Annotated in this window: 13 protein-coding genes; 4 read left to right on the forward strand and 9 right to left on the reverse strand. The window is 69.2% G+C overall.

The features are described from left to right. Positions 1-87: 87 nt before the first annotated feature. Positions 88-822 carry a hypothetical protein gene (locus tag ACIP6N_RS16185; protein WP_401816103.1) on the forward strand — a complete coding sequence of 245 codons (735 nt, stop codon included), beginning with the start codon at positions 88-90 and terminating at the stop codon, positions 820-822. Between the two features lie 263 nt (positions 823-1,085). Next, entirely contained in the window at positions 1,086-1,283 is a 198-nt protein-coding gene (locus ACIP6N_RS16190; protein WP_401816104.1) for a hypothetical protein, read from the forward strand. A gap of 271 nt (positions 1,284-1,554) precedes the next feature. Here the strand turns inward: ACIP6N_RS16190 and ACIP6N_RS16195 are convergent, their stop codons facing one another. From ACIP6N_RS16195 to ACIP6N_RS16220, 6 genes are all read right to left on the reverse strand, one after another. After that, on the reverse strand, positions 1,555-2,655 hold the full coding sequence (locus tag ACIP6N_RS16195; protein WP_401816106.1) for a methyltransferase domain-containing protein: 1,101 nt from the start codon (positions 2,653-2,655) through the stop codon (positions 1,555-1,557). Positions 2,656-2,812: 157 nt separating this feature from the next. Further along, positions 2,813-3,058, reverse strand: coding sequence for a hypothetical protein (locus ACIP6N_RS16200; RefSeq protein WP_401816108.1), 246 nt, complete (start codon positions 3,056-3,058; stop codon positions 2,813-2,815). A gap of 63 nt (positions 3,059-3,121) precedes the next feature. Continuing rightward, the gene (locus tag ACIP6N_RS16205) at positions 3,122-3,970 is read right to left on the reverse strand and encodes a DUF5753 domain-containing protein (protein WP_401816109.1); all 849 of its coding nucleotides are present in this window, start codon (positions 3,968-3,970) and stop codon (positions 3,122-3,124) included. A 27-nt stretch (positions 3,971-3,997) separates the two neighbouring features. Continuing rightward, a complete protein-coding gene (locus ACIP6N_RS16210) occupies positions 3,998-4,528 on the reverse strand; it encodes a DUF6879 family protein (protein WP_401816110.1) in 531 nt (176 codons plus the stop codon). After that, a complete protein-coding gene (locus ACIP6N_RS16215) occupies positions 4,503-4,760 on the reverse strand; it encodes a hypothetical protein (RefSeq protein WP_401816111.1) in 258 nt (85 codons plus the stop codon). The genes ACIP6N_RS16210 and ACIP6N_RS16215 overlap by 26 nt, the downstream gene beginning before the upstream one ends. A gap of 156 nt (positions 4,761-4,916) precedes the next feature. Next, on the reverse strand, positions 4,917-6,230 hold the full coding sequence (locus ACIP6N_RS16220) for an LCP family protein (protein ID WP_401816113.1): 1,314 nt from the start codon (positions 6,228-6,230) through the stop codon (positions 4,917-4,919). A 128-nt stretch (positions 6,231-6,358) separates the two neighbouring features. On the opposite strand from ACIP6N_RS16220, the gene ACIP6N_RS16225 reads away from it, so the two are divergent. Next, complete coding sequence (locus ACIP6N_RS16225; protein ID WP_401816114.1) at positions 6,359-6,928, forward strand: acyl-CoA thioesterase; 570 nt, start codon at positions 6,359-6,361, stop codon at positions 6,926-6,928. A gap of 96 nt (positions 6,929-7,024) precedes the next feature. On the opposite strand, the gene ACIP6N_RS16230 is transcribed toward ACIP6N_RS16225, so the two are convergent. After that, positions 7,025-8,530 (reverse strand): LCP family protein, encoded by a 1,506-nt coding sequence (locus ACIP6N_RS16230; protein WP_401816115.1) that lies wholly within the window; start codon positions 8,528-8,530, stop codon positions 7,025-7,027. A 149-nt stretch (positions 8,531-8,679) separates the two neighbouring features. Here ACIP6N_RS16230 and ACIP6N_RS16235 point away from each other — a divergent pair, with 149 nt between their 5' ends. Then, positions 8,680-9,714 carry a glycosyltransferase family 2 protein gene (locus ACIP6N_RS16235; RefSeq protein ID WP_401816116.1) on the forward strand — a complete coding sequence of 345 codons (1,035 nt, stop codon included), beginning with the start codon at positions 8,680-8,682 and terminating at the stop codon, positions 9,712-9,714. A 96-nt stretch (positions 9,715-9,810) separates the two neighbouring features. Here ACIP6N_RS16235 and ACIP6N_RS16240 read toward each other — a convergent pair whose 3' ends face one another. Both ACIP6N_RS16240 and ACIP6N_RS16245 read right to left on the reverse strand, forming a co-directional pair. Then, positions 9,811-11,595: an LCP family protein gene (locus tag ACIP6N_RS16240; protein WP_401816117.1), complete on the reverse strand. Its 1,785-nt coding sequence runs from the start codon at positions 11,593-11,595 to the stop codon at positions 9,811-9,813. Positions 11,596-11,689: 94 nt separating this feature from the next. Further along, entirely contained in the window at positions 11,690-13,549 is a 1,860-nt protein-coding gene (locus tag ACIP6N_RS16245) for an LCP family protein (protein ID WP_401816119.1), read from the reverse strand. Between the last annotated feature and the right edge of the window lie 83 nt (positions 13,550-13,632).

Here is a 13,632-nt window from a genome sequence, read left to right on the forward strand (position 1 = left end):
CCGGTGCCCGAGCCTGCGCCCGTTCCGGTGCCCGAGCCTGCGCCCGTTCCAGTGCCCGAGCCTGCGCCCGTTCCGGTACCTGAGCCGGTGCCCGAGCCGGTGCTTGAGGGGTTTGAGTCTGAGCCGGTGTCGCCGGTTGAGTCTGACTGGGATGTGTGGAAGCCGCCGACTACTGTGCGTCCGTTCTGGGGTGATGAGTCGGTGGAGTTCGACATGATCGAGACGTATCCCGTGCGGGATACCCCTGGTGGTTCTGTGCCGTGGGAGCGGCCCGTCCCAGGTGGTAACCCGGTGGCTGAGCCGGTGCCCGAGGGGTTTGTGTCTGAGCCGGTGTCGCCGGTTGAGTCTGAGTCGGATGTGTGGAGGCCGCCGACTACTGTGCGTCCGTTCTGGGGTGATGAGTCGGTGGAGTTCGACATGATCGAGACGTATCCCGTGCGGGATACCCGTGGCGGTTCCGTGCCGTGGGAGCCCCCCGTCGCAGGCGCCACCCCGGCCCCTGTGGCGGCGACCGGACCGATTCCGCCGGTTCCTGTGCCGGGTTTGCCAGATGCTCTGGCCGCACCGGTCGCACCTGCCCCGGTGGGCGTGCAGCTCTTCGCCGTGCCGGACGGGGGAGAGGAGTACCCGCCTCTCACGACTCTGGAGCAGTCGCTCCTTGACGGGACGCTGGGTCCTGAGGACATGGACCAGTTGATGGATGAACTTCGGGAAAGCGGGCTTGACCGTTGGGAGGATCTCGACGGTGACGGCGTGGTGAGTTACGAAGAACTCGTGACCCAGCTCGAAGCCCGCTACGGAGACGGCTCCACTGAGGTCTGATCCTCACGCCGTCGCGGCCCGTCGGATCTCCGGCGGGCCGGTCGTACGGCGCCCGTTCGGGTTGGGTTCAAGCGGCGGTACAGCTGTGCCCCGGACCTTCGCAAGAGGAGAGGAGAGGAGAGGAGCGCGGTTGTGTCGTTCGGTCACCGAGCGGCGATGGCGAACGCGTAGAGGCCAGGTGCGCGTTCGCGCTGGGCCAGGCTGTGTACGACCGGCGCACCGAACTCAGCCTGTCGCAGACCGAACCGGCACGTCGCGCGGGTATGAACCAGCCGCAGGTCTCGAACACCGAGGGTGGCGACTCCGTACCGACCCTGCGGCTGCTCACCTGCCCGGCCAAGGCCCTGGACGCGTCGCTGTCCATCGACTTGGACGGCGGCAGGCAGGCCTTCGTGTTCGCCGCGCACCACGGGCAGCGACCGGACGGAGCAGCGCCGGGCGGACGCACCTCGGCGACGTGAACCGTCTGCCGGGGTCATGCCGTCACCTTGGCGACGAACACCGACAGGTCCGTCACGGACCGATGGATCTTCTCCTCCAGAGTGATCGTCTCGCGGAGCCGCGCGCCGATGCCCGCGTCTTTCTTGCCGTGACGCAGAGCGAGCAGGAGAGGTCGCCGCGTATGCGGATGCCCATGAGCTGCCCTGTTGCCCGGCCTTTCCCGCCGTCGGTGCGACCCACAGGGAGGCGGCCGTCCTCGGATCGCCGCCGACCCATGCAGGTTGAGGCCTGTCACCGGCCGATGAGACGGCTCGGTTTGTCCAGCCACACGCGCTGACCGGCACCGTCGACGGACAGCCCGAAGCGGGACCGCTCCGGTTTCCCCAGCGTGTGCCACCGCAGGAACGCCTCCCGTACGTCGTCCCACAGCGCGCGCGGGCCGTACTGCTCCACCTCGTACGCCCGCGCGCCCGGAACGTACTCGACGGTCGCCCACGACGTCCGGTCGTCGGCGAGGAGCCACAGCGTGGCCTCCCCGCTGCCGTCGTCCGCCTCGCACCAGCGGTACCAGGCATCGGTGACGCTCAGACCGGTGAAGAACGCGGGGTCGTCCTGGATCACGTTCTGTGGTGCGATATCGGTACGGCTTCTCCGCCCCTCCGCCTCGTGGTACAGATCCGCGATCCGCCCGGCCCCGCCACGTTGGCCGCGGTCCCACATGAAGGCCGGAGAGCCGGAAAGCCCGCCTCGCGCCGTCCCGTTCACCACATCCAGCGTGGCGTAGGAACCGCTGAAGAAGCTGCTGCCCCACGGGGTGACGATCCGCCCGTCCGGACACTGCTCCGGCCACGCGCGCGGTACCTCCCGCACGGTGCAGGTGCAGATGACCCGGTCGTAGGGCGCGCCCCGGCGGTGCCCGTCGCGGCCGTCGCCGAGAACTGCGGTCGGCTTGAACCCGGCCCGCCGCAGGTTTTCCGCGGCGACCGACAGGACGGCTTCGTCCAACTCCACGGTAGTGACGTCCGCGTCGCCCAGACGGTGGCACAACCAGGCGGCGTTGTAGCCGGTCCCGGTACCGATCTCCAGAACCCGCTGCCCCTCCCGCACATCGAGGAGGTCCAGCATTTCCAGCATGATCGACGGCATGGAGGACGACGACGTGAACAACCGGAACGCGCCTTCCGGCGTGTGCTTCCCGTCATTCACCTGAGTGACGACGGGTGCGTCCGAGTAGACCGCGCGCAGCCACCCCTCGGGGTCGTCGGCGAAGTCGCCTTCCTCGATGACGCCCGGAATGAACAGTGCGCGATCCACGGCCGCCACGGCGTCCTGCCACTGTGGCGGCGCGCCCTTGCGCTTCAGCGTCTCCACGAGCCGGCGGTGTGTCGTCATTCGGCCTCACCCCTTCGGAGGCTCGTACGGCTTGGTCGGCCCCGGCGGTCTGTCGCGGTGGCCGTCGCTGCTGGACGTGTCGGGCTTGCCGGAGTGGGTTCCGCCCTGCTTGGGCATTGCTGTCTCGCTTCCTGTCGATGACTGATGGGATGACGGCTCAGAAGCCGTAGCGCGTACGGGTCTTCTCGCGATCCATCCGGTCGAGGCCGGGAAACGAGCGCGCGTCGAGGACGCGTGTGAGCTGCGCCTGGAGGACCGAAGCGTCATCGACGCTCAGGAACACCTCCTCCGTCGCGATGTGCACGGGGCCACGGAAAACCATGGCGAAGACCGCGACACGATCGCCGACCAGGCGTGCGCCACCGGTGAGCTTCAGCCTGCGAGGGGCTTCGTCGTCCATCATGGTGGTTACGCTAAGGAGTGGAATGACTACTCGTCGACGTTCTTGCATGGGCTTGCACGCCGATTACGGGAGTGAGTCGATCGCCTCTGTGATGAGGGCCCGCGCGTCTGAGCCGTAGACGGCCATATCCGTCAGTTGTGCGAACGCCTTCGCATAGGCCTCGATCTCGCTCGGGGCCGATACGTTCACTGCTGCCGTCAGCAGTTCGACACTCGCCTGGCGATTGTCGAACAGATAGAACGCCTCAAGCGGCCATACGCGCCTTTCGGCGGCGAATGGAATGATGCCGAGGCTCACGTTGGGGAGCGCCATCACGGCGAGCAGGTAGCCGAGTTGGCCGGCCATCGTGCCGGCGTCGCCTACGCGGTAACGAAGCACGGTCTCTTCCATGAGCAGTGCGAACCGATGGTTGCCCTCATGCAGAACGTGCGAACGCTCGACGCGCGAAGCCGCAGCCTCGGGCGAATCGTCCGGGGTGCCCTGGAAGGTGGCGATGGTGGAGAGGAGGGCAGTCGCATATGCCTCGGTCTGGAGCATGCCGGGCATGACGTTCGAGCAGTACACGCGGAAGTGACGAGTGCCCTCGTAAAGGGGGACGACTTCCTGTTGCGCCCTGCGCATTCCGTGCCGGTGGAGCTTCTTCCAATGGACGTACATGTGGTCGGCCCGGCGGTTCGCCGCGACGAGGTCCACGATCTGGTCTTCCGCGCTGCACGCTGTGCACCACGCGCGGATGTCGGCGTCGGAGGCGGGCGTCTTGGCCCGCTCGATGCGTGACGACTTGGCAGGGCTCCAGTCACATCGGAGTGCCAACTCGTGCCCGGTCAGCTCCGCGTCTCTGCGCAGCTCCGCGAGGCGGGCGGCGATGGCTTCACGGGCGGCCTGGGCGCTGGAGGACGGGGAAGCGGACATGGACAGGATCTTCAGTGTTCCTTCAGGTCAGACCGAATACTTCTCGTGCGGGACGCCACGGTCCCAGACTGCCTCGAACGCGGCCGATGCCAGCCGGGCCACGGCCGGTTCGGTGCGCACCTCCCAGCCCGGCTCGGACCAATTGCCTTCACCTGAGAAGTGGTTGAAAAGCACTGTCGCACTGTCGAAGACCCAGCAGTCGTTCCCGGGCAGAGCGATGTCCGACGCCTGGCGCCTGGGCAGCCAACGGACTTGTTCCCCGGCCTCAACGTTGACGGGAGTGCCGGTGTACTCGTACCGGATGTACTCACTGACCGGCTCGGAGACGACGCGAGCGCGGCGGACCACCACGCCTCTTGCCACCGTGTTCCGGATCAGATCGACCCAAGGGGTCCAGTAAGCGGATGCGGGGTCCACATCACGTCGCCCCGTGCGCTTCCACTTCTCGAAATCCTCGGACTCGTCACCCACGCCGTACGAGTCGCGCATCTCCAGGTGTACGGCCGAGTGCTTGGCAGCCGCCAGCAGTTCCTCAAAACCCGGCTTGTTCTGCGACATCGCATGCCTCCCTGAGCATCGGCACCATGCGGGTCGGAATCCTGATGACGGCTTCGTGCGCGGGAATCCCCGCCGCGTGCCCGGGCGCTTCGAACGCCGAGCACTCAGCTTCCAGCTCCTCGTCGGGCTTCCATCCCTGGAGCACCAGTTCCCGCTTCTTCTCGTCCACCCAGATGGTGGGGGAACCCTGCTGTCCTGTGTCTGGATCAATGCCGATGAACCGCAGTGCCACGATTGCCTCCGGTGCCGAGTGGCTTACGCCAACTTGCACGAGCTTCGCCCTACGGAGTCGACCCCGTCAAGAGCGCAGCCAGGAGAACGCCCGAAGGGGCACCCCGTGTCCGGGGCGCCCCTTCGGGTTGAGGGTCTGCTGATGGGACGTCAGATTTCAGTCGCTGGTGACCGTGACCCGCTCGTCGGCGTTGAGCTGCGTGACCAGTTGCTTGACCTTCGCGTCGTCCCAGACCAGGTTGCCGCCACTGCTGCCCGAGACCGGCATGTTCATCGAGACGCCGTCGCCGCCGGTCACGCCCTTCATCGCCAGGAACATCTGTCCCAGCGACCACAGCGACATGTCCTTGTCCACGATCAGCGTGTCCAGGCCCGCACCCAGAGCCGGGTAGAGCCTGAACGGGTTGAGGACCGTGCCGGGGGACGCAGTCTGGGAGGCGAGGGCCGCGATGAACTTCTGCTGGTTCTTGGTGCGTTCCAGGTCGCTCGCCGCGAACGCGTGGCGGGTGCGTACGAAGGCAAGCGCCTGCTGGCCGTCGAGGGTCTGCTCGCCCGCCTGGAAGTCGGCGCCGGAGTACTTGTCCTTGAAGCCCTTCGGGAGGTTCATGTCCACCCCGCCGATCGCGTCCACGATGTTCGCGAAGCCGGCGAAGCCGATCTCGACGTAGTGGTCGATGCGCAGGCCCGTCCTGGCCTCGATCGTGCGGACGAGGAGCGCGGGACCGTCCTCGGCATACGCCGCGTTGAGCTTCTTGTGCACGCCGGGCTGGGCCGGGAAGAGCTTGCCCGATTCCGAGCCGCGGAAGGACGGGATCGTCACGTCGGAGTCGCGCGGCAGCGAGATGAGCGTCGGGCCGTTGGAGCCGTCGTGCAGGAGCATCATCGAGTCGGTGCGCTTGCCCTCGGCCGAGCCCGTGTGGAGCTTCTTCTTCTCCTCTGCCGACATGCCCTCGCGGCTGTCCGAGCCCACGATCAGGTAGTTCGTTCCGTCACCCTCGGAGGGGCGCTCGATGACCTTGGACAGGTCGACGTCGCGATTGAGCTTGGAATCCGCCCAGAAGTACGTACCGATGGAGACGCCGAGCACCACGATCACCAGGGCCAGCGCGCCGAACTTGATACGCCGGCCCCAGTTCGGGGCCTGCCGGGGGCCGGGGGCGCCGCTGCCGGGCGGCTGTCCGTGGCCGCCGCCGTGCGGGGTGCCGTAGACCTGGCCCGTGTTGTAGCCGCTGTCGAACCCCGGCCCGGGCTGTCCCTGGCCCTGGCCGTGCCCCTGGTCGTAGCCCTGCGACTGCTGCGCGGGTACGCCGTAGCCGCGCGGCTGCTGCTGCGGCTGGGGAGGTACGCCGGGCTGTCTCCGCACATGCTGCATCCGCTGCGCGCTCTCGGGCTGCGCGCCCGCGCTGCCGCGCCCGTAACGCTCGCCGCGCTCCGCGCGGTCGCCGGTCGGTCCATCGGGCCAGTCACTCATGTGAACCAGTGTGCCGGGCCCGGGGGCGGGCCATACAGGCCGGGGGAGAATCGGGTCTGGCCTGTTGCCAAGCTGATGCAATCAGAGCCGATGGAAGCCGTCACGGACCCCCGCATAAGGTGGGTGGCATGACAGATCAGGCTCATCGCCCGGACAGTGAGATACCGGGTAAGCCGACCTCCGCCTCCAGAACCACACTCAGCCACATCATGACCGGCAGTGACACCAACCTCCTCGGCACGGTGCACGGCGGCGTGATCATGAAGCTGGTCGACGACGCGGCGGGGGCCGTCGCCGGCCGGCATTCGGGCGGGCCCGCCGTCACCGCCTCCATGGACGAGATGGTCTTTCTGGAGCCGGTGCGGGTGGGCGACCTCGTTCATGTGAAAGCCCAGGTCAACTGGGTCGGCCGGTCCTCCATGGAGGTCGGGGTGCGGGTGCTGGCGGAGCGCTGGAACGAGTCCACCCCCGCCACCCAGGTCGGCAGCGCCTACCTGGTCTTCGCGGCCGTCGACGGAGACGGCAGGCCCCGGCCCGTACCGCCGGTCATCCCGGAGACCGAACGGGACCGGCGGCGCCACCAGGAGGCGCAGATCCGGCGTACGCACCGGCTCGCCAGGCGGCGCGCGATCAAGGAGCTGCGGGAGAGGCGCACGGCGGGCGGCATCGTGGACGAGACGTCCCCGGAGTCCAACTGAGCAAGGAGTCCAACGGAACAAGGAGTCCAACCGCGCGAGCCGAGCAACCGAGCGACTGAGCAAGAACCGGGACCGGGTGCGCCGGGGCGGGACGCCCTACGGGCAGACCACCTGGTCGCCGGTCACCGCGCCGAACCGGCCCGCCGGCGGTGCCTCCGCCCGTACCGGCGCCACCGCCTTGAAGTCCGTCCCCGCCACCACCTTCAGTGTGCCGCCCTGCCGCGCGACCTTGCGCAGTTCGCTGCCCGGCAGCGCCGCCGCCAGGGATTTCGCCGAGCGGTCCCAGCGCGGGTCGTACATCACGACCGTCCGCTTGACGTTGCGCGCGTCGGCGGTGAGCGGGGCGCGGCTGGTCTGGAAGCCGGCCGCGCGCAGCGCGTCGTCGACCCGCTTGCCGAGACCGTCGGCGCGCGTCCCGTTGTAGACCTGCACCCTGATCGTCTGTGGCTTCACCTCGACCAGCGCGGGCTTCTTCCGCAGCGGCGAAGGCGAGCCGGCCGGCTTCGACGGGCCCACGGGCGCCGGCTGGTGCGGCGGTGTGAGCGGTGTGTCGTTCCGCAGCGCCCGGAAGAGCGCACCCGACCTCACCGCGTCCCACTTCACCGTCGCGCCGATGCCCTTGATCTCCACGCCGTCACCGCTCAGCGGCACGGAGGTGAACTCCGAGGACGAGGGCGAGAAGCCGCGCATCGCCTCGTTGAGCCGGAGCAGCTGCTCCGTACCGAAACCCCGGTCGGCCCGGACCGAGCCGAGCATGGCCGAGGTCACCTGCTGGAACCTCACCGGGTTCAGCAGCACCCCGCTGTTCGTGGCGCGGTTGATCAGCGCGGCCACGAAGCGCTGCTGCCGTTGCATCCTGCCGAGGTCCGACGAGGCGTCGAGGTGCCGGGAGCGTACGTACTGGAGGGCCTGGCCGCCGTCCAGCCGGTGCGTGCCGGGGGTCAGGTCGAGACCGGTGTACGCGTCCTTCAGCGGCTTCGGCGTGCAGATGTCCACCCCGCCCAGCGCGTTCACGGTCTTCATGAAGCTGGTGAAGTCGACCTCCAGGTAGTGGCTGATCTTCACGCCCGTCATGTGCTCCACGGTCCTGACGGTCAGATTCGGGCCGCCTTCCGCGTACGCCGCGTTGATCTTCATCGCGTGGGCCCTGTGGGACTTGCCGGTGACCGCGTCCGTGTGGCGGCCGGGGAGTTCCGCGTAACTGTCGCGCGGAATGCTCACGACGCTCGCGCGCTTCCCGTCCTCCGAGAGGTGGACGAGCATGATCGTGTCGGTGCAGTCGCAGGGGGCGCCGCCGAGGCGGTACTTCGTCTTCTCCTGCGGGGTGATCCGCTGGCGGCCGTCGGTGCCGACGAGCAGGAGATTCATACCGTGGCCCGCGTCCGGGCGGTTCTTCATGTCCTTGAACGCGTCGACCCGGCCGATCCCCGTATCCAGGCTCGTCACCACCGCGTGGCCGATCCCGCCCGCGCCGAGCACCACGACCGCGAGGCTCGCCGCCGTCCTCACCCCCCAGCGGGGCCGCGCGTCCCGCCGGACCGGGCGGGGCCGGGGGCGGCCGGCCGGGGGACGCGGGCGGGGGGAGCGGGGCGGCGTGGACACGGGGAACACCTCCGCGAGACGAGGAATCGTGAGGACGATAAGCCCATACGATCAGCGCCACGGTTCCGCGACCGGGCGGCGCGCGCCGCTGTCCCCCGTTCGCGGTAACGTGACGCGCGAATCCACTTCCGAAGGCCCCGAAGGACCCCATGCCTGCCCTGCCGCCCGCGGTTTCCGTGATCATGCCGGTGCTCGACGAGGAACGTCATCTCAGGAACTCCGTCCAGCACATCCTGGAGCAGGAGTACGAGGGTGAGATGGAGGTGGTGATCGCTCTCGGGCCCTCCACTGACCGCACCGACGAGATCGCCGCCGAGCTGGTACGGGAAACGGCGTCCAACGCCCGCGCCCGCGTCCAGACCGTCCCCAACCCGACGGGCCGCACGCCCGCGGCGCTGAACGCCGCGATCAAGGCGTCCAGGCACCCCGTCGTGGTGCGGGTCGACGGACACGGCATGCTCTCGCCGAACTACATCTCCACCGCCGTCAGGCTCCTGGAGGAGACCGGCGCGCAGAACGTCGGCGGGGTGATGCACGCCGAGGGTGAGAACGACTGGGAGGAAGCCGTCGCCGCCGCCATGACGTCGAAGATAGGCGTCGGCAACGCGGCCTTCCACACGGGCGGCCAGGCCGGTCCCGCGGAAACCGTGTATCTGGGTGTCTTCCGGCGCGAGGCGCTGGAGCGGCTGGGCGGGTACAACGAGGAGTTCATCCGCGCCCAGGACTGGGAGCTGAACTTCCGCATCCGTGAGTCGGGCGGCGGGATCTGGTTCTCCCCCGAACTGCGCGTCCAGTACCGGCCGCGTCCCTCCGTCCGGGCGCTGGCCAAGCAGTACAAGGACTACGGCCGCTGGCGCCACGTCGTCGCGCGCTACCACTCCGGTTCGATCAACCTGCGCTACCTCGCCCCGCCGACGGCCGTGTGCGCCATCGCCGCGGGCATCGTCGTCGGAGTGGCGCTCACGCCGTGGGGCTTCGTCGTCCCCGGCGCGTACCTCGCCGCGATCGCCGCGGGTTCCGTCCCGGCGGGCAAGGGACTGCCGCTGAAGGCCCGGCTGCGGATCCCGGTGGCGCTGGCCACCATGCACATGGCCTGGGGATACGGCTTCCTCACCAGCCCGCGCGCCCTCGCGAAGAAGGTCATGGCGAGCCGCAGGCCCGCCGCGCGCCCGGTCGACGCGTAACGGCCGCGTACGTACGCACAGGAGCGCCGCCCGGCCGACTGCCGGGCGGCGCTCCTGCATGTGGTGCGGGGATACGGGTGGTTCGGGCGTACGCGGCTACTCCGGCCAGCGGTACGGCTCGTACACGTCCATGCACGCGCCGGTGTCCGAGCCGCTGAGGGCGTCCGACGTCTCCGGGATGCCGCCCGCCCGCGGCTTCTCCGGCTTCGGGTACGAGGAGCCGGTGCGCCAGTCGGCGCCCACGGTCACCGTGACCCCCGAGACGTCCGTGGACACCTTCACCGAACTCAGCGGAATCCCGAGGGCCTTGGCGACCCCCTGGGCGTCTCCCTCCAGCTCCGCGCTCGGGTAGGTGACCGTGGTCTCCTCCTGTGAGGCGGGCTGGGAGCCGGAGCGCGCGAGCGTGTAGCCCTTGCCCGCGAGCAGTTCGGCGACCTCGGCCGCGCGATGGGCCGCCGCGGGCTGTTCGCCGCCGCCGGTGCCGTTGAGCACGCGCACCCCGGTCTGTGCCGGATCGGCGGACGGGTCCTTGGACGCCGGCCCGGCCGGCTCCTTCGTGCCGCCCTTGCCGTCCGTCTTGCCCTCGTCCTTGGAGCCGTTGCCGTCGAACGCCACGTCATCACGGAGGAACGTCCACAGCTCGTCCGCGTCCGCCGCCCTGGCCACCAGGTGGTTGGGGTCCTGCGGGTCCACCACGGTCGGCATCGTCGTCATGGTGAGCCGGTCGGTCGGCACGCTCTTGAGCTGCATGCCGAGGTCGTACAGCTTCTTGACCGAGCCGATCTCCTCGGAGACCTCCAGCGACTTGGTCGCGGCCTCCGCGAGTCCCGTCAGCCGCCCGGTGTCCGTGAAGACGTTCTGCGACTTGAGCGCGCGGATCATCGAGTTCATGTACATGTGCTGGGCCTCGGCGCGGCCGAGGTCGCTCGCGAAGGCGTGCCGGGTGCGCAGCCACTGGAGAGCCTGCTTGCCCTGGATCTTGGTCGTGCCCGCCTGGAGCTTGAGCCCGGAACCGCCTCCGGCCGCACCCAGCGGCCGGTCCCACACGCCCTGCTTGACGCAGACGTCGACCCCGCCGATCGCGTCGGCCATCGAGACCACACCGGCGAAGTCGATCGTCATCCAGTGGTCGATGTAGACGCCGGTCAGGTTCTCCCAGGTGCTCAGGGTGCAGCCGGGACCACCGCGTGCCAGCGACTCGTTGATGATGGTGTTGATCTTCGGATAGACCTTGCCGGTCCTGGCGTCCTGGCACTCCGGGATGTCCACCCGGGTGTCGCGGGGGATGGACACGACCGAGGCGTTCCGGCGGTCGGCGGAGATGTGGATCAGCATCTGCACATCGCCGAGCGGCGGGTTGCCGGCGCTGTCCTTGCTGCCGCCGAGCTTGACGTTCTCCGGGTCGGCGCGGCTGTCGGACCCGATCAGCAGAATGTTCAGCGGGCTCTGGCCCGCCGCGTTGGCCCCGGGCTTCGCGAGGCCGTCGGCGCCGTTGCTGCGGTCGCCGCTGCGTATGTTCCCGTCGAGATGGCGGTAATACAGGTAACCGGCGCCGGCCGTCCCGAGTATCAGGAGGGAGAGCACGGCGGCCGACCAGCGCAGTACGCGCTTGACGCGTCTCGCGCGCGGGCGCCCGGCAGCCGCGCCGGGACCGCTTTTGCCCGCGCCCTTGCCTGAGTCTGCGCCCTTGCCGGATCCCGCGCCGCCTGTTCCCCCGCCGCCACCGGTCGCGCCGTCGCCGGCCGTTCCCGCGCTCCTGCCGTCCGCGGACCGGCTGTCCCCGTCGTCCCCGCCGCCCGCGTCCTGCGGCCGCGCCCCCGCGCCCTCGTCTTCACCTTCGTACAGGCTGTCGTCCCAGCCCAGTTCACGGGCATGCGGCACACGTCCGTGCGTGCCTGTCCCCTCCCTGTGCCCGCTGCTCTGACCCACCAGATCCCCTTCGTTCAGGTCGTCCGCGCGGGCCGGTGTTCCGGCGTCACTTGGCACAGACCTGCTTGTCCGCTTCCACCTTCTGCACACCCTCCGGCGCCTTTGCCGGCCCTGTGATGGGCACGCCCGCGCCCTTGAAGTCCTTGCCGAGCGTCAGCGTCATCGCCTCGAGCCCCTCGGCGTCCTCCGTGCCCTTCTTCAGGGCCGACCCGGGCAGCCCCATCCAGTCCGCGACGGCGCGCGCCTGGTCGGCCTGGTTCGGCGCGTACTCCAGGGTCGTCTTGTCCACGTTCGCGGGCGCGTTGCCCTTGTTGGTGGTCTTCGGCGCGCCCTTGTCGTTCTGGAGCCAGGCAAGCGTCTCCTGTGCCGAGCCCGCCGGACCGCCGCCGTTGTACACGTCTATCCGTACGTCGGCCGCCGCGGCCTTCGGGCCCTTCAGGGCGTCGTTCTGCGCGTCCTTGGCGGCGGCTTCCTTCTTCTTCACCTCGGTGAGCGAGGTGTCGTTCTGCAACATCGCGAACAGCGGCTTCGCCTGGGCCTCGTTGATGACGACCGTCGCGTGATTCGTGCCCTCCGCCGGGTTGTCGACCACCGGCAGCGTCAGGAACGAGATGTTCTTCGGGTTGATGTCCTTCAGCTCCATGGCGAGGTCCTGGAGCTTGCCGACGGTCCCGATGCCGGAGTCGACCGTCAGCGCCTTCGTCGCGGCCTCCGCGAGGCTGAACACCTTGCTCGGGCTGGTCAGCGTTCCCTTGGACTGCATCTTGCGCATCAGTGAGGCCAGGAACTGCTGCTGCACCTTGATGCGGTCGAGGTCGCCCTCGTTGCCGAAGCTGTGCCGGGTACGGACGAAGGCGAGCGCCTGCTCGCCCTGGACGTTGTGCTCGCCCGCCGGAAGGTTGAGGTGCGAGTCCTTGTCGTGCACGTCCTTGGCGAGGCAGATGTCCACACCGCCCACCGCCGTCGTCAGTGTTTTGACCGCGTTGAAGTCGGCCATCAGGAAGTGGTCGACGGTCAGCCCGGTCAGTTCCTTGACGGTGGCCATCGTGCAGCCCGGGTCGCGGTCGTCCTGCCCGAGGCTCTGGTTGAAGCGCGGGTTGAAGTCCGACTGCGGGGTGCCGGGGATGACCGTGCTGCTGCCGTCCGGCTGCCTGGTCTCGCAGTCCGGGATACCGGTGACCAGGTCCCGGGGGATGGAGAGCGCCGTCGCGTTCGTCCGGTCCTTGGAGATGTGCAGGAGGAAGTTCGTGTCCGCGTGGCCGACGCTGCCCGCGTCGCCGTAGCCCTCGTTGCCCTTACCGGTGCGCTTGTCCGTACCGATGATCAGGATGTTCATGGCGCGGTCGTTCGCCACGGCCTTGTCGCCCGTACCGACGTCGAACGCCGTGATGTTGTTGTTCAGGTGCTCGTAGTACAGGTAGCCGCCCGCGGACCCGGCGACGAGCAGGAACGCCAGGGTGCCGCCCGTCCACAGCAGCACCTTCTTCTTGCCGGACTTCTTGGCCTTGCGCTTGCGGCGGCCGGCGGCCGTCTCCGGAGGCTGGCCCTTGCCGGCCCGACGGCTGCGCTGCGCCGGTACCTCGGCGCGCTCCGCGCCGGACCCGCCGCGGCCGGAACGGGACCCGGACCGCGAACCCTGCCGGGATTCGGACCGAGACTCGGAACGGGATTCGGACCGGGACCGCGGCACGGAACCGTCCGCGTCGCTCTCGTTCCCGGAGTCCGTGTCGGCACCGGTTCGCGGCGAGCGCCCGGAGTCGCCTCTCGGCGCTCCCGTTCTCGGGGCGGCCGGCTGCCCTGCGGAGTGATCCAGTCGCAGTTCGTAGTTACCGGTCTGCGGGTTGAGGACCCACTGGTCGGCGGGGTCGATGTCGTCGCCCGCCTGTCCACGGCTATGCGCATCCACGGTTGCTTGAATCCTCCGTCGGGTGCCAACACGAGGCGTCTTCCCCCCGAAGACGCTCGGTCTTGCAATCCATCGGTGCGCGA

This window comes from Streptomyces sp. NPDC088725 (assembly GCF_044751305.1).
Lineage (GTDB): Bacteria > Actinomycetota > Actinomycetes > Streptomycetales > Streptomycetaceae > Streptomyces.

Bases quoted from the DNA above. Each gene is read 5' to 3' on its own strand.
- ACIP6N_RS16190 (WP_401816104.1), top strand. From the start codon at position 1,086: ATGAACCAGCCGCAGGTCTCGAACACCGAGGGTGGCGACTCCGTACCG.
- ACIP6N_RS16195 (WP_401816106.1), bottom strand. From the start codon at position 2,655: ATGACGACACACCGCCGGCTCGTGGAGACGCTGAAGCGCAAGGGCGCG.
- ACIP6N_RS16200 (WP_401816108.1), bottom strand. From the start codon at position 3,058: ATGATGGACGACGAAGCCCCTCGCAGGCTGAAGCTCACCGGTGGCGCA.
- ACIP6N_RS16205 (WP_401816109.1), bottom strand. From the start codon at position 3,970: ATGTCCGCTTCCCCGTCCTCCAGCGCCCAGGCCGCCCGTGAAGCCATC.
- ACIP6N_RS16210 (WP_401816110.1), bottom strand. From the start codon at position 4,528: ATGTCGCAGAACAAGCCGGGTTTTGAGGAACTGCTGGCGGCTGCCAAG.
- ACIP6N_RS16220 (WP_401816113.1), bottom strand. From the start codon at position 6,230: ATGAGTGACTGGCCCGATGGACCGACCGGCGACCGCGCGGAGCGCGGC.
- ACIP6N_RS16225 (WP_401816114.1), top strand. From the start codon at position 6,359: ATGACAGATCAGGCTCATCGCCCGGACAGTGAGATACCGGGTAAGCCG.
- ACIP6N_RS16235 (WP_401816116.1), top strand. From the start codon at position 8,680: ATGCCTGCCCTGCCGCCCGCGGTTTCCGTGATCATGCCGGTGCTCGAC.